We start from the raw sequence: 22,969 nt of genomic DNA, 5'->3' as shown, positions 1-22,969 counted from the left end.
AGGCGCGCAAGAGCGCGTCCTCGCACGGCTCCAGCGGCGGCTCCAGCCACCGTTCGCGTGGGTCGTCGGGCGGCTCCTCGGGCGGATCGTCGGGCGGCTCGTCCGGTTGGTCCGGCGGGGGTGGCGCGCACCGCGGCTTCATCTACCCGGTCAGCGCACCCATCACGTCGCCGTACGGGATGCGGTTCCACCCGGTCCTGCACGTCTGGAAGCTGCACGACGGCACCGATTTCGGCGCCGGGTGCGGCACCGCGATCCGCGCCGCGTACTCGGGCACGGTCGCCGAACGGTACTACAACGCCGGCTACGGCAACCGGCTGATGATCGACCACGGCTATATTGACGGGAAGTACGTCACCACCGGTTACAACCACGCCACCCGCTATGTCGTCCACGTCGGTCAGCATGTGCGCAAGGGCCAGGTGATCGGGTACGTCGGCACGACCGGCTATTCCACCGGGTGCCATCTGCACCTGATGGTGTGGCTGAACGGCAGCGTGGTGAACCCAATGGGATGGCTGTACTGAGTGTCCCGATCATCAGTCGGGGCCTTCGCACCCCGTAGGACGGCCCGCACCCGGTAGAAGCGGTGCGAACCGTTCTCAGGGGTGCGAACCTGACGGAGAGCTCGGCTCAGTCGGGCTCGGGGGCGGACCGGATGGTGACCAGGCCGGGGTCCATCACCACCTGCCAGGCCCGGACTTCGACCGCAAGCACGCCAGCGACGACGCTCTGGTCGTCGGTGGTGGCCAGCCGTTCGGCCTCTGCCAGCGACGCGGCCGCGATCACGGTCATCCCCTCGCCGGATCCCTCCTCCAGCGGACCGGCGGCGATCAGGCTGCCGTCGGTGGCCCGCCGGCCGAGAAACTCGAGGTGATCGGCGATGCCGGGATGGTCGAAGACGCTCTCGCCCGCTGCGATCGCGGGCCCGGGACGGTGCCGCAGGACGTACAGCAGACGGGGCTCGGGCATGACCCGAACGCTAAACCCGCTGGTGTGGCCAGGGAAGATGGAGCCCATGAGCAGCAAGTCGAGCGCGGACAAGGGCCGCAAACTGGTGGCGCAGAACCGCAAGGCGCGGCACGACTACCACATCCACGACACCTACGAGGCCGGTCTGGTGCTCAGCGGCACCGAGGTCAAGTCGTTGCGTGAGGGGCGGGCCAACCTGACCGATGCGTACGCCACCCTCGACGACGGCGAGGTGTGGCTGCGCCAGGCGCACATCCCGGAATACAGCCACGGCACCTGGACCAATCACACCGCTCGGCGTACCCGCAAGCTGTTGCTCAATCGCAAGGAGATCACCCGGATCGAACGGGATCTGGCCTCCGCTGGCACCACACTGATCCCGTTGTCGATCTATTTCGCCGACAGCTACGCGAAGGTCGAGCTGGCCGTGGCCAGCGGCAAGCGCGAGTACGACAAGCGGCAGAGCATCGCCGAACGGGAGAGCAAGCGGGAGGCCGAGCGCGCGCTGGCCGCCCGAAGAAGGGGAGAGTGAGTGTGCTGACCGACCGATCCCAGGCAGTCGCGATCGAGCGGTCGCGGCACCGGTTGGTGCTGGCCGTGCTCGCCGCGCTGCTGCTGGGCCTGGCACTGACCCTGGTCCGCGCTCCGCTGGCCCGCGCGGCCGACGACCAGATCGACTCGCTCGACATCGCCTACACGATGCAGCCGAGCGGCGTCCTGGACGTGAAGGAGACGTTCGTCTGGCGGTTCGGCTCCAACTCGGGCCGGCACGGCATCATCCGGACGTTGGTCACCCGCGAACCCGACGACAACGACGAGAACGACGTGGTCTACGGGATCGACCACATCGCGGTGACCAGCCCCGATCCGGTCGCCACTCAGTTCACGACCAGCACCAGCTCGGAGCAGAACGGGCGGCTGGTGGAGACGGCGATCAAGATCGGCGACCCGAATCAGACCGTGTCGAGCCCGACCGCGACGTACGTCATCTCCTATCAGGTCACGGGCGCGATGCGGTCGTTCCCGAGCGCGAGCCCGCCGTACGACGAGTTCTACTGGGACGCGACCGGAACGGGGAACCCGGAGATCTCGAAGCTGAGCATCACGGCGACCGTGCCCGGCGGTGCGCAGGACACCTCGTGCTTCGCCGGCCCGGTCCGCAGCACAACACCGTGTGAGTCCGACGGGTCCGTCGCCGGCGGCGTCGCGAAGTTCGCCCAGAGCAACCTCCCCGCCGGGCAGAACGTCAGCATCGGCGTCAAGATCAAGCCCGGCCTGGTCAGCGACAACAAACCCCATCTGGAGCCGAACGCCGCCAAGCTGACCACGGGGGAGAAGATCGGGATCGGTGCGGCGCTCGCCGGTGCGGCCGCGATTCTGATCGGCTCGCCGATCGTGGGCGTGTTCTGGTGGCGCAAGAACGGCCGCGACCGTCGCTACGCGGGCCTGCCGCCGGGCACCGTGCCGTTGCCGGGGCAGACCGCCGAGGTCGTCGCCAACGACCCGGATCTGCCCATCCCGGTCGCGTTCTCCCCGCCCCGGATTCCGGTGGCAGAGGCGGGGCTGCTCGTCGACGGTCAGGTCGACGCCCGGGAGACCGCCGCGACCATCATCGACCTCGCAGTCCGGGGCGCACTGACCGTGCAGAGCAGCGGCGATGACGAGTTCACCGTCACCCTGGTCAATCCCGACGTCGCGGCCGCCCCGCACGAGATGGTGCTGTTGACGAACCTGTTCGGGGGGCAGCCGCCGGGTGCGGTCAAGGACCTCTCGGAGCAGGGCAGCCTGCTCACCGCGCATACCGCGATGCGGGAGGCCGTTCGCAACCAGGTCGCCGCCCGCGGCTGGTTCCGCAAGGTGCCGTCGGCGGCCGCCACCCACGGCTTCGGCTTCGGCAGCATCATCGGTGCCGTGGTGCTCGTCTTCGCGCTCGGCGCCTGGGTGCTGTGGATCCTGCTGCCGCTGCTGCCGATCCTGATCACGATCATGGTGATCCGCTACAAGCTGCGGCGCGGGCAGCGCACCGCCGACGGCCGCGCGGTGACCGATCAGGTGGAGGGCTTCAAGACCTATCTGGCCACCGCCGAGGCGAACCAGCTCCGCTTCGAGGAGGGCGAGGACATCTTCTCCAAGTACCTGCCCTGGGCGATCGCCTTCGAGCTCGCCGACCGCTGGGCCAAGATCTGCGGCGACCTGGTGGCGATGGGGCGGCTGCCGAACACCGTTCCCTACTGGTACGTCGGCAACTACAACCTGGCCGCCTTCAACACCGGCTTCCTGACCAGCAGTCTGACGAACGCCGCGACCCCCGTCGCCTCCTCAGGGGGCAGCGGCACCGGCTTCGGCAGCGGTGGCAGCTCGTTCGGTGGCGGCGGCTTCTCCGGCGGCGGCGGCGGAGGCGGCGGCAGCAGCAGCTGGTAGCGGTTGGGCTTACCGCACCTGGAGCAGGTCCACCACGAAGATGAGGGTCTCGCCCGGCTTGATCACGCCGCCCGCACCGCGGTCGCCGTACGCCAGGTCGGGCGGGATCGTCAGCTGGCGGCGGCCGCCGACCTTCATCCCGGCAACGCCGGTGTCCCAGCCCTGGATCACCCGGCCGGCGCCGAGCGGGAACTCCAGCGGCGCGCCGCGGTTGTAGGAGGCGTCGAACTCCTCGCCGGTGCTGTGCGCGACCCCGACGTAGTGCACGCTCACCACCTTGCCGGGGACGGCCTCGGCGCCGTCGCCCTCACGGATGTCGAGGATGTCGAGGGAGACCGGCGGCGGGCCGGCGGGAAAATCGATCTCGGGCTTTTCGCTCATGGTGGGCCAACCTACCCCGGGCCCCTCCGGGGAGCGCCGGGGGAACGCCGGATGGTGCCGGCCGGCGCAGACGGGCACGCTGGCTGGTATGAACGCCGCCTATGAGCACCCCAGCCTGAGACTCACCGTGACGACCGAGCAGCGCGACCGGGCCGAGGCCTGGCTGAAGGACGCGTACGCCGACGGCCGGGTCAGTGAGGCCGAGTTCGACCAGCGAATGGGCCAGGTGCTCGGCGCGGTCACCCGCAAGGATCTGAACGAGGCCTTCTATGGGCTGGTCACCGTGCCGGTGCCATCCCAGGCGCTGGGGGTTCACCCCGCCTACCAGCCCATCATCCGGCCCGAGGTGCGGCAGCAGGCCGGCCGCGGCACGGCCGGCTTCGCGCACTTCTCCGCCCTGTTCAGCTGGATCGTCGGGCCTGCGATCGTGTTCGCGCTGTCGCGGCCCGGGTCGTTCACCCGCAAGGAGGCCGCGAAGGCCTTCAACTTCCAGCTGATCGCGATGATCGCCTTCGTGGTGGTGGCCATCGTCGGCGGGATCACCGGCCTCAGCATCTTCGACTGGATCATGCCGCTGATGTGGCTCGGCTGGCTGGTGCTGACGATCGTCGGCGGGGCGAAGGCGCTGCAGGGCGAGAACTGGCGCAACCCGGTCAAGCAGGTGCTAAAGCTCGAGGTGCTGTCGGAGAAGTAGCGCTAGACTGGACGGGCTGACAACTCAACAGGGGGTGATCGGTTTCGACTGGGGTCGATAGTCCCAGGGGAAGCGGGCCGAGAATCCAAGGTCAACTCGTTAATGTCCCTTGGAAACCAATAAGTGCCAACTCTAAGCGCACTGAGTTCGCTCTCGCCGCCTGAGCGGTGAGGTGAACGGTCAGACCGGGAACGCCTTCGTCCCGGACCCTGGCCTCATCTAGAAGGCTGACCTGCCAGGACATGTCTTGGGGCCTAGCAGGGACATGAACTGAGACTGGGCCTGTCTGCGACGTGCTGGCGCGAGCGCAGGGGCCGAGCAGAACGACAGCACCAGCTGCGCCCGGAGAAGACCTGGTTCGTCGCTTCAGGACGCGGGTTCGATTCCCGCCACCTCCACCTTCGCGCAAGGGCCGGCTCCACTCGGGGCCGGCCCTTTGCGTCGTCCGGCCGCGCTGCCCGTCCCGCGCTCGTCCGATACGGCGGCGGATCTTCACTCTTGATCTTTTTCCGAGGTTTCTTTTCACTATCGCCGCGATGCCCGCGGCGAAGTGCTTGACTCCGACCTGCGACGGCTCGGACGCTCAGTGTCCGAGTGCTCACACGCGTTGGACTGTGTGCCCGTGGGGGGTAGGCAGGGGGCCGCACGACGGGACCTGACGACTCGCCGTGCTTCGATGGAAAGTGTCGTGGGCATGGGTGCAGTGCTGCGCGCGTTCGGGGAGTCACGCTCCCGTCGTCTGCTCAGTGTGGTCTTGGCGCTGACGCTGGGGCTGGCTGTGCTGGTGGTGCTACCACCGCCACCGGTCGCCGCGGCGCCCTGCGACGCACCGGTCACCAGCAAGATCGCCTGCGAGAACACCAAGACCGGCACGCCGGAGACCACCTGGCAGGTGAGCGGTGCCGGCAGCGCGAATCTGCAAGGCTTCGCGACCGACATCAGCGTGAACGTCGGCGGCACCATCGGGTTCAAGATCGACACCTCGCTGAGCAGCTACTCGATGGACATCTACCGGCTCGGCTACTACCAGGGCAACGGCGCTCGCAAGATCACCAGCATTCCGAACCCGACGGCGACCGATCAGCCCAACTGCAAGACCGACAGCACGACCGGTCTGATCGACTGCGGCAACTGGTCGCAGAGCGCGAGCTGGGCGGTGCCGAGCGACGCGGTGTCCGGCATCTACTTCGCCCGGATCTACTCCGGCAGCTCGGCGAGCCACATCATGTTCATCGTCCGCGACGACTCCAGCCACTCGGACCTGTTCATGCAGACCTCCGACACGACCTGGCAGGCCTACAACTCCTACGGCGGCAACAGCTTCTACGTCGGGGGCCCGGGGACCAGCGGCAACACGCCACGGGCGTACAAGCTCAGCTACAACCGGCCGTTCAAGACCAATGACGGCGTCGAGACGCACGACTTCGTCTGGAACGCCGAGTACCCGATGGTGCGTTTCCTCGAAGCCAACGGGTACGACGTCAGCTACACCACCGGCATGGACACCGACCGGCGCGGTTCGCTGATCAAGAACCACAAGACGTTCTTGTCGGTCGGCCACGACGAGTACTGGTCGGGGAACCAGCGGGCGAACGTCGAGTCGGCCCGCGACGCCGGCGTCAACCTGGCGTTCTTCAGTGGCAACGAGGTCTTCTGGAAGACCCGGTGGGAGAACTCCATCGACGGCACCTCGACCCCGTACCGCACCCTGGTCACCTACAAGGAGACCCACTCCAACGCCAAGATCGACCCGCAGGATCCGCCGACGTGGACCGGGACCTGGCGCGATCCCCGGTTCAGCCCGCCGGCCGACGGTGGCCGGCCGGAGAACGCGCTGACGGGCACGATCTTCACGGTCAACTGCTGCACCACCGACATGCACGTCGGGGCGGCGTACAAGAGCCTGCGGTTCTGGCGGAACACCAGGGTCGCCAGCCTCGCGGCCGGAGCAACGGCCACCCTGGGCGACGGGATTCTCGGCTACGAGTGGGACGAGAGCCCGGACAACGGCTCCCGGCCCGCCGGCCTGGTCTTCCTCTCCTCCGACAGCCAGAACGTGTCCAGCTACTTGCAGGACTACGGCAGCACGTACGCAGCCGGCAGCGCCACCCACCACCTCACCCTGTACCGGGCGCCGAGTGGCGCCCTCGTCTTCGGCGCCGGCACCATCCAGTGGGCCTGGGGACTTGACAGCCACCACGTGACCGACGGCCCGAACAACACCGCGGATACCGCGGTCCAGCAGGCAACCGTCAACCTGTTCGCCGACATGGGCGCCCAGCCCGCGACATTGCAGAGCGGCCTGGTCGCGGCGACCGCGAGCACCGACACGACCCCACCGGCGTCGGTCATCACAGCTCCGGCCGACGGCGCCACCGTCCCGGCCGGGTCGCCGCTGACCATCAGCGGCACCGCGACCGACGTAGGCGGTGTGGTCGCCGGCGTCGAGGTGTCGGTCGACGGCGGCGCGTCCTGGCACCCGGCGAGCGGCACCGGCGCCTGGTCGTACACCTTCACGCCGAGCGTGAACGCGACCCTGACGATCAAGACCCGGGCGACCGACGACTCGGCCCGGACGGAGACGCCGGGAGCCGGCCGGACGATCACCGTCGGGACCGGCACACCGCCGAACTCGGGTGGGTGCCCGTGCACGATCTGGCCGAGCACCACCACCCCGAGCGTCGCGTCGGATCCCGATGCGACCTCGATCGAGGTCGGGGTCAAGTTCCGCGCCACGCAGAGCGGATCCATCACCGGGATCCGGTTCTACAAGGGCAGCGGCAACACCGGCACCCACGTCGGATCGCTGTGGTCGGCGAGCGGCACGAAGCTGGCCTCGGTCACCTTCGGCAGCGAGAGCGACAGCGGCTGGCAGCAGGCCGACTTCGCCGCTCCGGTCGCGGTCACGGCCAACACCACCTACGTCGCGTCCTACCTCGCCCCGAACGGTCACTACGCGTCGACCGACGGCTACTTCGCCACGGCCACGAGCAACGGACCGCTGACCGCGCTCGCCGACGGCACCGACGGCGTCAACGGCGTCTACAAGTACGGGGCGACCGGGTTCCCGACCCTCGGCTACGCCTCGTCCAACTACTGGGTCGACGTCGTCTTCAGCTCCACCACGGCGCCCGACACCACCAAGCCGACCGTTACCGCCCAGCAGCCGACCGCGGGGGCGACCGACGTCGCGACGTCGGTGACCCCGAACGCGACCTTCAGCGAAGCGGTGTCCGCCGCCTCGATCACCCTCACCGCCGGCAGCACCAGCATCGCCGGAACCACCAGCTACGACACCAGCACGCGCAAGGCCACCTTCACACCGACCGTGTCGCTGGCCAACGCGACGACGTACACGGTCAAGGTCAGCGGCGCGACCGACGCCGCCGGGAACGTGATGGATCCCGTCACCTCGACGTTCACCACCGTTGCGGCGCCGCCGCCGGACACCACGCCGCCGACCGTGTCGACCCGGGTGCCGGCTTCCGGAGCAACCGGGGTGGCGACGAACAGCACGGTGGCAGCGACGTTCAGCGAGCCGGTGCAGGCGTCCACCGCGGTCATCGCCGTGACCGGACCAGGCGGCGCGGTGGCGGGCAGCACGAGTCCCACTACCGGCACCAGCACGACGGTCACGTTCACGCCGACCTCCGCACTGGCGGCGTCGACCACCTATTCGGTGAGCGTCTCCGGGGCCAAGGACGTGGCCGGCAACCTGATGTCGCCGGTCAGCTGGAGTTTCACCACCGGAGCAGCGACACCCGCGTCGGTGAGCATCTGGCCCTCGACCGCCACCCCCGGCACACTGGCGGACTCCGACACGGCCGCGACCGAGGTCGGGGTGAAGTTCCGCAGCAGTCAGGCCGGCAAGATCACCGCCATTCGCTTCTACAAGGGGCCGGGCAACACCGGTACGCACGTGGGCACGCTGTGGAGCCGGACCGGGACGAACCTCGGAAGGGTGACGTTCACCGGTGAGACTGCCAGCGGCTGGCAACAGATGGCGCTCTCGACCCCGGTCAGCATCACCGCCAACACCACCTATGTGGTCTCGTACCGCGCGCCCAACGGGCACTACTCGGTGAACGAGAACTACTTCGGCACGGCGACGACGAACGGTCCGCTCACCGCGCTCGCGAACGGCACCGACGGGGTGAACGGCGTCTACCGCTACACCTCCACCAGCACATTCCCGTCGAGCGGCTACCTGTCCAGCAACTACTGGGTCGACGTCGTCTTCGTCGCCAACTGATCGCGCCAGCGAAGGAAGCACCGATGATCATTTCTCATGTTTCGCGTACCCGAACGCGCCTGATGGCGGTGGTGCTGGCGCTCGGCCTGGCCGCTGCCTTCCTGGTCAGCCTGCCGGAGCGAGCCGCCGCAGCGACCTGCCCCTGCTCGGTCTTCGCCGCGACCCAGACGCCGACCGTCGTCTCCGACAGCGACAACGTCGCGGTCGAGCTGGGGATGAAGTTCCGCGCCGACCAGGACGGGTTCGTCTCCGGGGTCCGGTTCTACAAGGGCAGCGCCAACACGGGCACGCACACCGGCTCGCTCTGGAACACCGCCGGCACCCGGCTCGCGACCGTGACCTTCACCGGCGAGACGGCGAGCGGCTGGCAGCAGGCGAACTTCGCCACACCGGTGGCGATCACCGCCAACACGACCTACATCGTCTCCTACTACGCACCCAACGGACGCTATGCCGCGGACGAGAACTTCTTCGCCGCCGGCGCCACGGTGAATTCCCCGCTCACGGCGCTGGCCGACGGGACCGACGGCGGCAACGGGGTCTACCGCTACGGTTCCGGCGGCGGCTTCCCGTCCAGTTCCTTCCAGTCCACCAACTACTGGGTCGATGTCGTCTACACCAGCAGTGGTGCGGACACGACCAAGCCGACGGTGACCGATCGGTCCCCGGCGGCCGGCGCCACCGGGGTGGCGACCGGGTCGACCAGCATTACCGCGACGTTCAGCGAGAACGTCCAGGAAAGCACCATCAGCTGGGCCGTCACCGGGCCGGGGACCACCTCGGTAGCCGGCACGCAGAGCTACAACACCACGACCCGGGTGGCAACCTTCACGCCGTCGGCGGCCCTGGCGACGTCGACGACGTATTCCGTGACGCTCAGCGGCGCGAAGGACACTGCCGGCAACCAGATGGATCCGGTGACCTGGAGCTTCACCACCGCGGCGGCGGCAGGCAGTTGCCCGTGTTCGGTCTGGCCGTCCACGGCCGTGCCGGGGACCCCGTCCACCGCCGACAACTCCGCCGTCGAGGTCGGCGTGAAGTTCCGCGCGACCCAGGCCGGCTACGTCACGGGGATCCGGTTCTACAAGGGATCGGGCAACACCGGGACCCACGTCGGCTCGCTGTGGAAGACCGACGGCACCAAGCTGGCCTCGGTGACCTTCGCCGGTGAGTCGGCGACCGGCTGGCAGCAGGCACTGTTCACCGGACCGGTGGCGATCGCGGCCAACACGACCTACGTCGCGTCCTACTACGCCCCGGTCGGCCGGTACTCCTCCAACAACACCTACTTCGCCACGGCGGCGACGACGAACGGTCCGCTGACGGCGCTGCGCAACGGCACCGACGGCGGCAACGGCGTGTACAAGTACGGCGCGACGGGCTACCCGAACAGCACCTACCAGTCCAGCAACTATTGGGTCGACGTGGTCTTCTCGACCACGGCGAACGACACCACGCCGCCCGCCGTCGCCGTCAAGTCGCCGGCCGACGGGGCGAGCGGGGTTGCGGTCGGCTCGCCGGTCGCGGCCACGTTCTCCGAGCCGGTGACACCCGCCTCGATCAGCATGGTGCTGAAGAACGCCTCCAACGCGACCGTGGCCGGCACCACGACCTACAACGCCGGCACGCAGACCGCGACGTTCACGCCGAGCTCGGCACTGTCGTACTCGACCGGCTACACGATGACGGTCAGCGGCGCGCAGGACAGCGCCGGCAACACGATGACCTCGACCAGCTGGTCGTTCAGCACCGGTGCCGAGCCCCCGCCACCGCCGGACCAGGGCCCGGGCGGCCCGATCGCGGTCGTCACGAGTTCGGCGAACCCGTACTCGAAGTACCTCGCCGAGATCCTCCGGACCGAGGGGTTGAACGAGTTCGCCACCATCGACGCGAGCACGGTGTCGGCGACGACCCTCGCCAACTACGACCTGGTGATCTTGGGCAACGTCACGCTGGGCGCATCCCAGGCGAGCGACCTGAGCACCTGGGTGAACGGCGGCGGGAATCTGATCGCGATGCGGCCGGGCTCGAACCTGTCGACCCTGCTGGGGATCACCGCGGCCGGCGGCACCACTGCCGACCGCTACCTCAAGGTGGACAACTCCACGGCCCCGGGCGCGGGCATCGTCGGCGACACGATCCAGTTCCACGGCGCCGCCGACAATTACACCCTGCAGTCGGGCACCAGCGCGATCGCGACGTTGTACTCCAACGCGACCACGGCCACCAGCTTCCCAGCGGTGACCCTGCGCAGCGTCGGCACCGCGGGCGGCGAGGCGGCCGCGTTCACCTACGACCTGCCGCTGTCCATCGTCCAGATGCGACAGGGCAACCCGGCCTGGGCCGGGCAGGAGCGTGACGGCCAGTCGCCGATCCGGTCCGACGACATGTACTTCGGCGGATCGCCGACGTCGGACTGGGTGAACCTGGCCAAGGTCGCCATCCCGCAGGCCGACGAGCAGCAGCGGCTGCTGGCGAATCTGGTCGAGACGATGAACCGGGACAAGAAGCCACTGCCACGGTTCTGGTATTTCCCGAAGGGCTACAAGGCTGTCGTGATCGGCACCGGTGACGACCACGGCAACGGCGGCACCGCAGGCCGGTTCGACCAGATGATCGCCAACAGCCCGAGCGGCTGCAGCGTCAGCGACTGGACCTGTTTCCGCTACAGCAGCTACGTCTACCCGAGCACGCCACTGTCCAATGCATCCGCGGTGTCCTATACCAACCAGGGCTTCGAGGTGGGCGTGCACGAGACGACCAACTGCGGCAACTTCACTCCCTCGTCGCTGGCGTCGTTCTATGCCAACGATGTGTCGGCATGGAAGGCCAACTACCCGGGTCTGCCCTCGCCGGTCAGCAACCGCACCCACTGCATTGCGTTCAGCGACTGGTCCTCCCAGCCGAAGACCGAGCTGGCCAACGGGATGCGGATGGACGGGAATTACTACTACTGGCCCGGATCGTGGGTGCAGGACCGGCCCGGCTTCATGACCGGCTCCGGGATGCCGATGCGGTTCGCCGACACCGACGGCAGCATGATCGACGTCTATCAGGCGGCGACCCAGATGACCGACGAGTCCGACCAGTCCTTCCCGGCAACGATCGACACGCTGCTGAACAACGCGCTCGGCTCGACCGGCTACTACGGGGCGTTCACGGTGAACTTCCACACCGACTCCTCGACCGAGCCGCAGAGCGACGCGCTGGTGTCGTCGGCCCTGTCGCACAACGTGCCCATCGTCAGCGGCAAGCAGATGACGACGTGGCTGGACGGCCGGAACGCGTCGTCGTACGCCAACATCGGTTGGAACGCGAACACGCTCAGCTTCACCGTGAAGGTGGGCACGGGCGCCAGCGGTCTGACCGGCATGGTGCCGATCGCCGGACCGAACGGGACGCAGCTGAACGGGCTGACGAACGGCGGCAGCAACGTCAGCTACACGATCGTCACGATCAAGGGACAGTCGTACGCGCAGTACGCGGCGGCGGCCGGAACCTACGCGGCGACGTACGCGGCCCCGGCCGCTGCGATGGCGGTCACCGCTCTCGCGGCCGACGTCAGCGCCAGCCCGGACCTGGCCGTCGCGACGCTGTCGTGGGACACCCCGGCTACCGCGACGAGCGAGGTGACGATCGGCACCTCGAAGACGGCGCTGACGGACAAGACGGTGCGCAAAGACACCGCCCGGAAGCACTCCGTGACGATCAAGCGATTGAAGGCCGCAACGACGTACTACTACCGGGTGACCTCGACCGACCTGAAGGGACGTACCGTCACGTCGCCGGCCGCCGACCAGGCCCCGGCGAGCTTCACCACGCCGGGCGCCGACACCACCGCACCGAAGATCACGTCTGCCGCGGCGTCGGCACTGCCCGACGGCACGGCGCTGGTCAGCTGGACCACGAACGAGCCCAGCTCGGCGGTGGTGCGGCTCGGCAAGAGTGCGGACAAGCTGACCCAGGTGGGCGAGGTCGACGACCTCGCCACCGACCATCAGCTGCTGCTGACCGGTCTGGACCCCGACACGACGTACTTCATAGCGGGGGACTCCACCGATGCGTCCGGCAACACCGGGAGTAGCAAGGTGCGCTCGTTCACCACACCGGCGGCCGGTGTGACCGACCAGCAGACCGCCTCGTTCCGGCTCGGCAAGACCGCGGGAGACGCGACGATCGACGACAGCGGGATCGGCGCGATCACGCTCGCCGGCAAGACCGGGGTCGCGCGGAAGGGAACCTTCACGTCGGGGATCCTCGACGCCCAGGCGATGGTGGACTGGGACCGGGCCTCGATCCGGGCCAGCGTGCCGGCCGGGACCACGCTCGCGCTGAGCGTGCGGACGGGCAGCATGTCGACCCCGGACGGCTCGTGGACGGACTGGCAGAGCGTGCCGAAGTCCGGCCGGGTCAGCGGTAGCTCGCGCTATCTGCAGTACAAGCTGACGCTGGTCGCGGCTGCCGGGGCGAGCGCTCCGTCGGTGTCGGCCGTCGGCTTCAGCAACAACGCCGGCCAGATCGAGCACGAGACCGAAACCGGCCGCTGATCGGGGAACGACTCGGGCATCGGGCACACTTGCCCGGTGCCCGAGTCGTGGTTTGTGCCGACGATCGCCGCGCCGCGACGTCCGATCGGGCGGCAGGTCTTCGACTTCGACCGGCAGATCGTGGTGATGGCGATCGTGAACCGGACGCCTGACTCGTTCTTCGACGGAGGGCGGACGTACGGGCTGGAGTCGGCGGTGGCCGCCGCGCTGGCGGCAGCCGAGGCGGGCGCGGGCTGGGTCGACATCGGCGGCGTACCGTTCTCGCCGGACACCCCGGACGTTGCCGTCGCCGACGAGATCGAGCGGGTGGTGCCGGTGGTCGAGGCGGTGACGGCGGTCTCCGACGTCGTGGTGTCCGTCGACACCTGGCGCGCGGACGTGGCCGCCGCCTGTCTGGCGGCCGGTGCCTCGGTGGTCAACGACACCAGTGGTCTCCGCGACCCCGAGTTGGCGGCGGTGGTCGCGGTGTCCGAGGCGACCCTGGTGATCACCCACAGCCGGGCCGAGCCACACGTCCATCTCCGCGCGCCCCGTTATGACGACGTCGTTACCGAGGTGCGTGCCTTCTTGGCGGAGCGGATCGAGCATGCGGTCGGGCTCGGCGTGCCCGAGTCGCGGATCGTGATCGACCCCGGCCACGACCTGAACAAGAACACGCTGCACTCGCTGGACCTGACCAGGCGCTTCGCCGAGATCGCCGCACTGGGCCTGCCGACGCTGGCGGCGGTGTCGAACAAGGACTTCGTCGGCGAGGCGACCGGACTGGCCAAACCGGATCGGCTGGCGCCCTCGATCGCCGCCGCTGCGGTCTGCGCGCTGGCCGGCGCCCGGATCCTGCGGATGCACGACGTCGCCGCCTCCGTCGCCGCCGCGACCATGATCGAGTGCATCCTCGGCTTCCGCGAGCCGGCTTTTCTCGCCCACAACGTGTGACGCCGGCAGCGCAGGTGCGGGCTTTCGCGCCCTGAGCTCGTCGAAGGGCATGGGCGCTGGGCGCTTCGACGGGGTCAGCGCACGTACCGGAGCGCCGCGGGCGCGAACCGGCCTATGACCTAATCGATCCCGCGGCGGATCAGGCGGCCCCGGGGGGACTCGAAGTCGACCGCGGTGCCGCGGACGTACGTCTTCCGGACCACGCCGGACAGCGCCTTGCCCTGGTACGGCGTCAGCGGGTTGCGGTGGTGCAGGGTCTTGGCGTCCACCACGAATGCCTGATCCGGGGCGAAGATCGCGAGGTCGGCGTCGTAGCCGAGGGCGATCCGGCCCTTCGAGCGCAGCCGGACCCGGTCGGCGGGCTTGCTCGCCATCCACTCGACCACCTTGTCCAGGCCGACACCGCGTCGCCGGGCCTCGGTCCAGATCACCGAGAGTGCCAGCTGGACCGACGCGATGCCGCCCCAGGCGACGCCGAAGTCACCGTTCTGCAGGTCCTTCAGCGACAAGGTCGCGGGGGAGTGGTCGCTCGCGATGTAGTCGATCGTGCCGTCCAGCAGCCCCTCCCAGAGCAGCTCGCGGTTGCCGACCTCGCGGATCGGCGGGCAGCACTTGTACGCGGTCGCGCCGTTCGGGATCTCCTCCGACAGCAGGGTCAGGTAGTGCGGACAGGTCTCCACGGTGATGTCCAGCCCGTCGGCCTTCGCGCTGCGCAGCATCGGCAGCGCGTCCGAGGAGGACAGGTGCAGCACGTGGGTGCGCGCACCGGTCCAGCGGGTCCGCTCGATCACCTCCGCGATCGCCAGGTTCTCCGCACCGCGCGGCCGGGAGGCGAGGAAGTGGGCGTAGACGTCGCCGTCCGGCTTGGGCGCCCGGTCGATGGCGCGCGAGTCCTCCGCGTGCACGATCATCAGCGCGTCGAACGTCTGCAGGGTCTTCAGGTACGTTTCCAGCTCGTCCGGCTCGAGATGAGGGAACTCGTCCACGCCGGAGTGCAGCAGGAAGCACTTGAAGCCGAACACGCCGGCGTCGTGCAGCTCGCGCAGGTACTGCTCGTTGCCCGGCACCGCGCCACCCCAAAAGCCCACGTCGATGAACGCCTGCGGTGCGGCGACCAGCTGCTTGAGCTCGAGCGCCGCGCCGGTGACGGTGGACGGTACCGAGTTCAGCGGCATGTCGAGGATGGTCGTCACGCCACCCGCCGCGGCGGCCTTGGTGGCGGTGGTGAACCCCTCCCAGTCCGTACGTCCGGGGTCGTTCACGTGCACATGGGTGTCCACCAAGCCGGGCAGCAGCACCTCGTCGTCGGCCAGCGCGATCGTCTCGGCGCCGTCGAGGGCGTGCCCGAACGGCTCGATGGCGACGATCTTCCCGTCCCGGACGCCGATCTCTCGCTCCGCGATCCCGGCGGTGGTCATCACCTGCCGGGCACGTACCACGAGGTCGTAGTCGTGACCGTGGTCGCTCGCCGGTGCGGGCGCTGCGGCCGCGCTGTCCGGGTGCTCGGCGCGGAACTCGTCGATCAGTCGCCGGACGGTGTCCGGCTCGTTGACGGCGGCCAGGCTGCGGGTGGTGGAGGTCATCATTGTCTCCTCATCAGGTGGCGATGCTCGCGTAGCGGCGGCCGAGCTCGCCCCCGATCTCGGTCAGCAACGCGGCGGCCTCGGCCATCGCCCGCGCGCTGTCGGGCTGCCGGTCGAGCAGGGCGATTACTTCGTCGAAGCCCGCCTTGCGGGTCTCGTCTTCGGTCAGCAGGCTGCGTCCGCAGACGCCGATCACGGTCGGTACGCCGTGCGCGCGAGCCAGCGCGGCAACGCCGACCGGTGTCTTCCCGCCGAGGCTCTGGCCGTCCAGGCTGCCCTCGCCGGTGATCACCAGGTCGACGCCGGTCAGGCGGTCGGCGAGCCCGACCAGTTCCAGCACCACGTCGACGCCGGGGCGCCGCTCCGCGTCGAGGACGGCGAGCGCGGCATAACCGACCCCGCCGGCCGCGCCGGCGCCCGGTGCGTCCGCAGCCTTCGCCGCGGCCGGCCCGAGGGCGTCGGCGAGCCGGTCCCGGAACAGTTCCAGGTTGGCGTCCAGGGTGGCGACATCGGCATCGGTCGCTCCCTTCTGCGGACCGAACACGGCGGCCGCGCCGTGCGGGCCGAGCAGCGGGTTGGTCACGTCCGCCGCGAGCGTGAACGACGCGCCGGCGATCCGTGGATCGAGCCCGGTGACGTCGACGCTCGCCAACCTCGCGAGCCCGCCGCCGCCGGCGGCCACCGGGTCGCCCGCGTCGTCCAGCAGCCGTGCGCCGAGCCCGACCAGCAGGCCGGCCCCGCCGTCGGTGTTGGCGCTGCCGCCGACGCCCAGCACGATCTCGGTGCACCCGTGGTCGAGCGCCGCCGCGATCAGCTCGCCGGTGCCCTGGCTGGTCGCCCCGAGCGCGTCCTTGACCGGCTCGCCGGCGTCGTCGATGGGCAGCACGAGCAGGCCGGAGGCCGCCGCCATCTCGATCACCGCTCGGGTGCCGTCGACGGCAAAGGTCGCCTCGACCGGATCGCCGACCGGGCCGGTCACGGTCACCGTCACGGCCCGGTAACCGCCGGCCAGGGCCGCCGCGACCGTGCCCTCGCCACCGTCCGCGACGGGCTGGCAGTGCACCTCGGCGGTGGGCAGAGCGGCGGCCAGGCCGTCGGCGATCGCCTCGGCGACCTGTGGTGCCTCCACCGATCCCTTGAACTTGTCCGGGGCGATCACGACGCGCATCGGGGTCCTGTTCAGTCCAGTAGCGAGATGGCGGTCGGGGCGTCGGCGCCGGTCAGCGCCAGGTCCTCGAACTCGACGACACCGTCGATCTCGACGCCCATCGAGATGTTGGTGACCCGCTCCAAGATCACCTCCACCACCACCGGCACCCGGTACTCGCTGGCCAGCTTGCGTGCCTGGGCGAACGCGTTGCCCAGCTCGTCGGGATCGAACACCCGGATCGCCTTGCAGCCCAGGCCTTCGGCGACCTTGACATGGTCCACGCCATAACCCTTGGCGCCCTGCACCAGATCCTCGGACGCGTTGATGTTGTCGAAGGCGAGCTGGACGTGGTAGTCCATCTTGAACCCGCGCTGCGACTGGCGGATCAGGCCAAGGTAGGCGTTGTTCACCAGCACGTGCACGTACGGCAGGTTGAACTGGGCGCCGACCGCGAGCTCCTCGATCATGAACTGGAAGTCGTAGTCACCGGACAGGGCCACCACCTCCGCGTCCGGGTCGGCAGCGCACACGCCGAGCGCGGCTGGCAGCGTCCAGCCCAGCGGGCCGGCCTGGCCGGCGTTGATCCAGTGCCGCGGCTTGTACACGTGCAGGAACTGCCCGCCGGCGATCTGCGACAACCCGATGGTCGACACGTAGGTGGTGTCCCGGCCGAAGGCCCGGTTCATCTCCTCGTAGACCCGCTGGGGCTTGATCGGCGTCTCCTCGAAGTGGGTACGGCGCTGCAGCGTCTGCTTGCGCTGCTGGCAGTCCTTCACCCAGACCCCGTAATCGGGCACGTCGCGCGACGCCACCCGTGCCTTCGCGGCGGCCACGAACAGCTCCAGGGCCGCCTTGGCGTCGGAGACGATGCCGAAGTCGGGTGCGAACACCCGCCCGATCTGGGTCGGCTCGACGTCCACGTGGACGAACGTCCGTCCGCGCCGGTAGACGTCCAGGCCGCCGGTGTGCCGGTTGGCCCAGCGGTTGCCGATGCCGATCACGAAGTCGGACTCCAGCATCGTCGCGTTGCCGTAGCGGTGCGCGGTCTGCAGGCCCACCATGCCGGCCATCAGCGGGTGGTCGTCGGGAATGGCGCCCCAGCCCATCAGGGTCGGCACCACCGGCACGTTCAGCGTCTCGGCCAGCTCGACCAGCAGGTCCGACGCGTCGGCGTTGATGATCCCGCCGCCCGCCACGATCAGCGGCCGCTCGGCGGCCATCAGCATGTCCAGCGCCTTGTCCACCTGGGCGGGGCTGGCGACCGGCTTGTAGACCGGCAGCGGGGTGTAGCTGTCGGGATCGAAGTCGATCTCGGCCATCTGGACGTCGAACGGCAGGTCGATCAGCACCGGGCCGGGGCGACCGGAGCGCATCAGGTGGAAGGCCTGCTGGAACACGCCCGGCACCTGGCCCGGCTCGAGCACCGTGACCGCCATCTTGGTCAGCGGCTTGGCGATCGAGGCGATGTCGACGGCCTGGAAGTCTTCCTTGTGCAGCTTGGCCACCGGGGCCTGCCCGGTGATGCACAGGATCGGGATCGAGTCGGCGGAGGCTGAGTAGAGTCCGGTGATCATGTCCGTGCCGGCCGGGCCCGAGGTGCCGATGCAGACCCCGATGTTGCCCGCCTTGGCCCGGGTGTAGCCCTCGGCCATGTGCGAGGCGCCCTCGACGTGCCGGGCCAGGATGTGTTTGATCCCGCCGTGCTGGCGCATGGCGTCGTAGAAGGGGTTGATCGCCGCGCCCGGCAGGCCGAACGCCTGGGTGGCGCCTTCCAGCTCCAGGATCTTCACGGCCGCGTCGACCGTACGCATCTTGGTCATTCTCCACTCACCTTCTGGCCCGAGAGCCGCTCGACACCGCGCAGCAGAGCGGAGTGGTCCAGCCCACCGTCGCCCTGCGCACGCAGCGCGTTGATCAATTGGGCGGCCAGCGCACCCATCGGGATGGTGACACCCTTGGCCCGGGCCGAGTCGATGATGATGCCCATGTCCTTGTGGTGCAGATCGATCCGGAACCCCGGGGCGAACTGGCCGGCCAGCATGCTGGCCCCCTTGCGGTCGAGCACGGTGCTCCCCGCGAGGCCGCCGGCGAGCACCTTCAGCGCGGCCTCGGTGTCCACGCCGTAGGCCCGGAGAAAGACGATTGCCTCGGCCACCAGCTCGTAGTTGCCGGCGACGATCAGCTGGTTCGCGGCCTTGACCGTCTGGCCGGAGCCGGCCGGGCCGACCAGGACGACGGTGGTGCCGACGGCGTCCAGCACCGGGCGTACCTCGTCGAAGTCGGCCTGCTCGCCGCCGACCATGATCGACAGCTTGGCCTCCTTGGCGCCGGCCTCACCGCCACTGACCGGGGCGTCGAGCACGCGGATCCCGGCCTCCCGGCCGGCCTCGGCGAGCCGGGCCGAGACGTCGGGACGGATGGTCGAGCAGTCCACCCAGACGGCACCGGACTTCGCGTTGGCGAAGATCCCGCCCTCGCCCTCGGCGACGTCCTCGACGTCGGGGGAGTCCGGCACCATGGTGATGATCACGTCGGCCCCCTTCACCGCCTCGGCGACCGAGGACGCGCCGCGGCCGCCGGCCTCGACCAAGGCCTCGACCTTGCCGGGGCTGCGGTTGTAGCCGATCACGTCGTAGCCGGCCTTGACCAGGTTGGCGGCCATATGGCCGCCCATGATGCCAAGGCCGATGAAGGCGACGGTCGTATCGGAGGGAGAGGTCATGGTGTCGGAGTTCCTTTCGGTTTCCGGGGGAGGGGCTGGGACAAGAGGGTCGGGTCAGGAGCGCTGGTCGCGGGGCAGCCAGGCGAACGGGTCGGGATCGGCCGACTTGTACTCGAGGCCGACGAACCCGGAGTAGCCGCCGGCCTCGGCGTCGGCGATCCAGCGAGCGATCGGAGCGGTGCCGCTGCCGGGCTCGCCGCGACCGGGCGCGTCGGCGATCTGGACATGGCCGAACTCGGGCGCGTGCTCGCGGATGACTGCGTCCACGTCGTCGCCGTTCACGGTCAGGTGATAGAAGTCGGCCAGCAACTTGACGTTGCCGACGCCGCGCTCGACGAGCTTCGCGATCACGGCCAGCGCGTCGGCCGCGGTCTTCAGCGGGTACCCCTCGGCGCCGGAGACCGGCTCCAGCAACACGGTGCCGCCGATGGCCGCGACGGCGTTGCCGGCGGCCTCGAGGTTGTCCAGGGCGATCGCGTCGGCCTCGTCGGCGGAGCACTCGTCGTTGCGCAGGCCGTACAACGCGTTGAAGGCCCGGCAGCCGGTGCGCTCGGCGATGCCGACCACCACGTCGATGTTGGCCAGGAACTCCGATTGGCGGCTCTTCCAGCTGACCAGGCCGCGGTCGCCGGCCGGCATGTCGCCGGCGAAGAAGTTGAGCCCGGTCAGGGCCACACCGGCGTCGTCCAGGGCGGCAACGAAGGCGTCGACATCTGCCGGCGCGGGCTCGGCCTCGGCGAACGGCCACCAGAACTCCGCGGCCTCGAAGCTGGCAGCCTTGATCGCGGCGGGTCGCTCGAGCAGCGGTAGATCGGTCAGCAGAATGGATCCGTTGACGGTGTACCGGGTCATCTCGCTCCCATCGAATTTCGCTATGTGAAAGTTTTCTCTTGAGATGCGGAAACTCTAGCCAGTTTAGCGCCGGACCGTCAAGTGCTCGTATCCCGGTGTCCCTCTCGCGTTGCGGAGATCGAGTTCTGTATGGTGGAAGCACGCATTCGCCGACAAGGCTTGTTCCGGAGGGTCAAGATGCCGCAGGAGTCCGTTGCCGAGGCCCGATCCGGGACCGTGCAATCCGTCGAACGAGTCTTCGAGCTGCTGGAGATCATCGCCGACGCGGGCGGGGAGATCTCGCTCAGCGACCTCGCCGCCGCCGCGGAGCTCCCGATGCCCACCATCCACCGCCTCCTGCGCACCTGCGTCACCCTGGGGTACGCGCGCCAGCTGCCCTCCCGACGGTACGCGCTCGGCGCTCGGCTGATCCCGCTGGGGGAGCGGGCCGGTCGCCAGCTCGGCCGGGTGGCCCAGCCGCAGCTGCAACACCTCGTCCGCCAGCTCGGTGAGACCGCCAACATGGCGCTGCTCGACGGCGATCAGGTGGTCTACGTCGCCCAGCAACCCTCGCCCCACGCGATGCGGATGTTCACCGAGGTCGGCCGACGCGCGAACCTGCATGACACCGGCGTGGGCAAGGCCATCCTCGCCACCCTCACCGACGACCAGATCCTCGGCATCGTGTCCCGGGTGGGCATGCCGACGCCGACGGTCCGCAGCCACGGCACGCCGGAGTCCCTGCTCGCCGACATCGCCGACATCCGCGCTCGCGGCTACTCGATCGACGACGAGGAGCAGGAACTCGGCGTTCGCTGCTACGCCGTCAGCGTGCCGGGCGCTCCGACGCCGATGGCGGTCTCGGTCTCGGGCCCGCTGACCCGGGTCGACGCGGCCTTCGGCGACCGAGCGGTGCCGGTGCTGCACAGCGTCGCCCAGATCATCGGGCGAGGGCTTCGCGATTCCGCATAGTGAAAGCAAAATTTCGATATGTGACATAAAGCACCCGCCCAGGGATTGCAACTTCCACGAAGTAGAAACTAGAATCCGGATAACGGAAAGACAGGAGACTCCCTCGATGGCAACCCCAAGCCCCGGCTACTCCATCACCCTCCGCGTGGCCGTGAGCGCCACCGCAGGCTCCACCACCGAGCTCGCGTCCGCCGTCGCGGCCACGGGCGCCGCGGTGACGGCACTCGACATCGTCGAGTCCAGCCACGATGCCATCGTCGTCGACGTCACCTGCAACACCATCGACGAGGAGCACGCGGAACGGATCCGCGAGGCGCTGAACGCTCGGCCGGGCACGACGGTCCGCAAGGTCAGCGACCGGACCTTCCTGCTCCACCTCGGCGGCAAGCTGTCGGTCGAGCCCAAGGTGCCGCTGAAGAACCGCGACGACCTGTCCCGCGCCTACACCCCGGGCGTGGCCCGGGTCTGTCTCGCCATCGCCGCGCATCCCGAGGACGCCCGCCGACTGACGATCAAGCGGAACACGGTCGCCGTCGTCACCGACGGCACCGCGGTCCTCGGGCTCGGCGACATCGGCCCGGCCGCCGCGCTGCCGGTGATGGAGGGCAAGGCGGCGCTGTTCAAGCAGTTCGCCGGAGTGGACGCCTGGCCGGTCTGCCTGGACACCACCGACACCGAGGAGATCATCTCGATCGTCAAGGCGCTGGCGCCGGTCTACGGCGGGGTGAACCTCGAGGACATCTCAGCGCCTCGCTGCTTCGAGATCGAGCGCCGGCTCCGCGACGAGCTGGACATCCCGGTCTTCCACGACGACCAGCACGGCACCGCCATCGTGGTCCTGGCCGCGTTGATCAACGCCCTCCGGGTGGTCGGCAAGAAGATGGACGAGGTCAGGATCGTCGTCTCCGGCGTCGGGGCGGCCGGTCATGCGATCATCCAGCTGCTGCAGGCCCAGGGTGCGGCCCACATCGTCGCCGTGGCCCGCAAGGGCGCGATCCACCGCGGCGAGACCTACACCGACGAGCACCGCACGTGGATCGCCCAGCACACCAACGAAGCGGGCTTCTCCGGCACGTTGCACGAGGCGCTGGTGGGTGCCGACGTCTTCATCGGCGTCTCCGGTCCGAACCTGTTCGGAGCCGAGGAGGTAGGCACGATGGCCGACGGCGCGATCGTGCTGGCCCTGGCCAACCCCGATCCCGAGGTGCATCCGACCGAGGCGGCGCAGCACGCCGCCGTGGTGGCCACCGGGCGGAGCGACTTCCCGAACCAGATCAACAACGTGCTCGCCTTCCCCGGCCTGTTCCGCGGACTGCTGGACGCGGCGGCGTCGGAGATCACCACGCCGATGCTGGTCGCCGCGGCCGAAGCCATCGCGGACTGTGTCTCTGCGGACGAGCTGAATGCCAGCTACATCGTGCCCAGCGTCTTCGACGCCCGGGTCGCGCCGGCCGTCGCCGAGGCCGTACGGACCTCGGTATCCGCCTGAGCCCTCACTCTTCTGCACCGAT

Annotated in this window: 16 protein-coding genes and 1 other RNA gene; 10 read left to right on the top strand and 7 right to left on the bottom strand. The window is 69.3% G+C overall.

The features are described from left to right. Positions 1 to 527, top strand: a 527-nt coding sequence (locus tag ABD747_RS00315; RefSeq protein ID WP_344801068.1) for a M23 family metallopeptidase, incomplete at its 5' end; no start/stop codon positions are given. A gap of 106 nt (positions 528 to 633) precedes the next feature. Here ABD747_RS00315 and ABD747_RS00310 read toward each other — a convergent pair. Beyond that, entirely contained in the window at positions 634 to 972 is a 339-nt protein-coding gene (locus ABD747_RS00310; protein WP_344801067.1) for a YciI family protein, read from the bottom strand. 46 nt (positions 973 to 1,018) lie between these two features. On the opposite strand from ABD747_RS00310, the gene smpB reads away from it, so the two are divergent. Both smpB and ABD747_RS00300 read left to right on the top strand, forming a co-directional pair. Then, on the top strand, positions 1,019 to 1,504 hold the full coding sequence (smpB, locus tag ABD747_RS00305) for an SsrA-binding protein SmpB (RefSeq protein WP_344801066.1): 486 nt from the start codon (positions 1,019 to 1,021) through the stop codon (positions 1,502 to 1,504). Continuing rightward, positions 1,501 to 3,393 (top strand): DUF2207 domain-containing protein, encoded by a 1,893-nt coding sequence (locus ABD747_RS00300; RefSeq protein WP_344801065.1) that lies wholly within the window; start codon positions 1,501 to 1,503, stop codon positions 3,391 to 3,393. The genes smpB and ABD747_RS00300 overlap by 4 nt, the downstream gene beginning before the upstream one ends. A 9-nt stretch (positions 3,394 to 3,402) precedes the next feature. Here ABD747_RS00300 and ABD747_RS00295 read toward each other — a convergent pair whose 3' ends face one another. Further along, positions 3,403 to 3,774, bottom strand: a complete 372-nt coding sequence (locus tag ABD747_RS00295) for an FKBP-type peptidyl-prolyl cis-trans isomerase (protein WP_344801064.1) — start codon at positions 3,772 to 3,774, stop codon at positions 3,403 to 3,405. An 88-nt stretch (positions 3,775 to 3,862) separates the two neighbouring features. Here ABD747_RS00295 and ABD747_RS00290 point away from each other — a divergent pair, with 88 nt between their 5' ends. The 5 genes from ABD747_RS00290 to folP all read left to right on the top strand — a co-directional run bounded on the left by ABD747_RS00290 (position 3,863) and on the right by folP (position 14,200). Beyond that, a complete protein-coding gene (locus ABD747_RS00290) occupies positions 3,863 to 4,468 on the top strand; it encodes a DUF1707 and DUF4870 domain-containing protein (protein ID WP_344801063.1) in 606 nt (201 codons plus the stop codon). A 30-nt stretch (positions 4,469 to 4,498) separates the two neighbouring features. Beyond that, positions 4,499 to 4,869, top strand: a transfer-messenger RNA (tmRNA) gene (gene ssrA, locus ABD747_RS00285). A gap of 293 nt (positions 4,870 to 5,162) precedes the next feature. Then, complete coding sequence (locus ABD747_RS00280; RefSeq protein ID WP_344801062.1) at positions 5,163 to 8,720, top strand: N,N-dimethylformamidase beta subunit family domain-containing protein; 3,558 nt, start codon at positions 5,163 to 5,165, stop codon at positions 8,718 to 8,720. 23 nt (positions 8,721 to 8,743) lie between these two features. Then, positions 8,744 to 13,267: a DUF4082 domain-containing protein gene (locus tag ABD747_RS00275; RefSeq protein WP_344801061.1), complete on the top strand. Its 4,524-nt coding sequence runs from the start codon at positions 8,744 to 8,746 to the stop codon at positions 13,265 to 13,267. A gap of 36 nt (positions 13,268 to 13,303) precedes the next feature. Next, positions 13,304 to 14,200 (top strand): dihydropteroate synthase, encoded by an 897-nt coding sequence (folP, locus tag ABD747_RS00270; protein ID WP_344801060.1) that lies wholly within the window; start codon positions 13,304 to 13,306, stop codon positions 14,198 to 14,200. 119 nt (positions 14,201 to 14,319) lie between these two features. Here the strand turns inward: folP and allB are convergent, their stop codons facing one another. Genes allB through ABD747_RS00245 form a run of 5 tightly spaced genes read right to left on the bottom strand, consistent with a single transcriptional unit; the run spans position 14,320 to position 20,507 of the window. Further along, positions 14,320 to 15,783 (bottom strand): allantoinase AllB, encoded by a 1,464-nt coding sequence (gene allB / locus ABD747_RS00265; RefSeq protein WP_344801059.1) that lies wholly within the window; start codon positions 15,781 to 15,783, stop codon positions 14,320 to 14,322. A gap of 13 nt (positions 15,784 to 15,796) precedes the next feature. Beyond that, positions 15,797 to 16,951 (bottom strand): glycerate kinase, encoded by a 1,155-nt coding sequence (locus tag ABD747_RS00260; RefSeq protein ID WP_344801057.1) that lies wholly within the window; start codon positions 16,949 to 16,951, stop codon positions 15,797 to 15,799. Positions 16,952 to 16,962: 11 nt separating this feature from the next. After that, the gene (gene gcl / locus ABD747_RS00255) at positions 16,963 to 18,753 is read right to left on the bottom strand and encodes a glyoxylate carboligase (RefSeq protein ID WP_344801056.1); all 1,791 of its coding nucleotides are present in this window, start codon (positions 18,751 to 18,753) and stop codon (positions 16,963 to 16,965) included. After that, on the bottom strand, positions 18,750 to 19,655 hold the full coding sequence (locus ABD747_RS00250; protein ID WP_344801055.1) for a 2-hydroxy-3-oxopropionate reductase: 906 nt from the start codon (positions 19,653 to 19,655) through the stop codon (positions 18,750 to 18,752). The genes gcl and ABD747_RS00250 overlap by 4 nt, the downstream gene beginning before the upstream one ends. Positions 19,656 to 19,709: 54 nt before the next feature. After that, positions 19,710 to 20,507 (bottom strand): hydroxypyruvate isomerase family protein, encoded by a 798-nt coding sequence (locus ABD747_RS00245; protein WP_344801054.1) that lies wholly within the window; start codon positions 20,505 to 20,507, stop codon positions 19,710 to 19,712. Positions 20,508 to 20,684: 177 nt separating this feature from the next. Between ABD747_RS00245 and ABD747_RS00240 the strand changes: the two genes are divergently transcribed. Both ABD747_RS00240 and ABD747_RS00235 read left to right on the top strand, forming a co-directional pair. Further along, the gene (locus ABD747_RS00240) at positions 20,685 to 21,458 is read left to right on the top strand and encodes an IclR family transcriptional regulator (protein WP_344801053.1); all 774 of its coding nucleotides are present in this window, start codon (positions 20,685 to 20,687) and stop codon (positions 21,456 to 21,458) included. A 106-nt stretch (positions 21,459 to 21,564) separates the two neighbouring features. Then, positions 21,565 to 22,947 (top strand): NAD-dependent malic enzyme, encoded by a 1,383-nt coding sequence (locus tag ABD747_RS00235; protein ID WP_344801052.1) that lies wholly within the window; start codon positions 21,565 to 21,567, stop codon positions 22,945 to 22,947. The last annotated feature ends 22 nt before the right edge of the window (positions 22,948 to 22,969 follow it).

Source organism: Microlunatus ginsengisoli, assembly GCF_039537205.1.
Classification (GTDB): Bacteria; Actinomycetota; Actinomycetes; order Propionibacteriales; family Propionibacteriaceae; genus Microlunatus; species Microlunatus ginsengisoli.
This window is presented reverse-complemented; position numbering and strand designations above follow the sequence as displayed.

Bases quoted from the DNA above. Each gene is read 5' to 3' on its own strand.
- allB (WP_344801059.1), bottom strand. From the start codon at position 15,783: ATGACCTCCACCACCCGCAGCCTGGCCGCCGTCAACGAGCCGGACACC.
- ABD747_RS00295 (WP_344801064.1), bottom strand. From the start codon at position 3,774: ATGAGCGAAAAGCCCGAGATCGATTTTCCCGCCGGCCCGCCGCCGGTC.
- ABD747_RS00240 (WP_344801053.1), top strand. From the start codon at position 20,685: ATGCCGCAGGAGTCCGTTGCCGAGGCCCGATCCGGGACCGTGCAATCC.
- ABD747_RS00280 (WP_344801062.1), top strand. From the start codon at position 5,163: ATGGGTGCAGTGCTGCGCGCGTTCGGGGAGTCACGCTCCCGTCGTCTG.
- ABD747_RS00235 (WP_344801052.1), top strand. From the start codon at position 21,565: ATGGCAACCCCAAGCCCCGGCTACTCCATCACCCTCCGCGTGGCCGTG.
- ABD747_RS00250 (WP_344801055.1), bottom strand. From the start codon at position 19,655: ATGACCTCTCCCTCCGATACGACCGTCGCCTTCATCGGCCTTGGCATC.
- gcl (WP_344801056.1), bottom strand. From the start codon at position 18,753: ATGACCAAGATGCGTACGGTCGACGCGGCCGTGAAGATCCTGGAGCTG.
- ABD747_RS00290 (WP_344801063.1), top strand. From the start codon at position 3,863: ATGAACGCCGCCTATGAGCACCCCAGCCTGAGACTCACCGTGACGACC.
- smpB (WP_344801066.1), top strand. From the start codon at position 1,019: ATGAGCAGCAAGTCGAGCGCGGACAAGGGCCGCAAACTGGTGGCGCAG.
- ABD747_RS00260 (WP_344801057.1), bottom strand. From the start codon at position 16,951: ATGCGCGTCGTGATCGCCCCGGACAAGTTCAAGGGATCGGTGGAGGCA.
- ABD747_RS00275 (WP_344801061.1), top strand. From the start codon at position 8,744: ATGATCATTTCTCATGTTTCGCGTACCCGAACGCGCCTGATGGCGGTG.
- ABD747_RS00245 (WP_344801054.1), bottom strand. From the start codon at position 20,507: ATGACCCGGTACACCGTCAACGGATCCATTCTGCTGACCGATCTACCG.
- ABD747_RS00310 (WP_344801067.1), bottom strand. From the start codon at position 972: ATGCCCGAGCCCCGTCTGCTGTACGTCCTGCGGCACCGTCCCGGGCCC.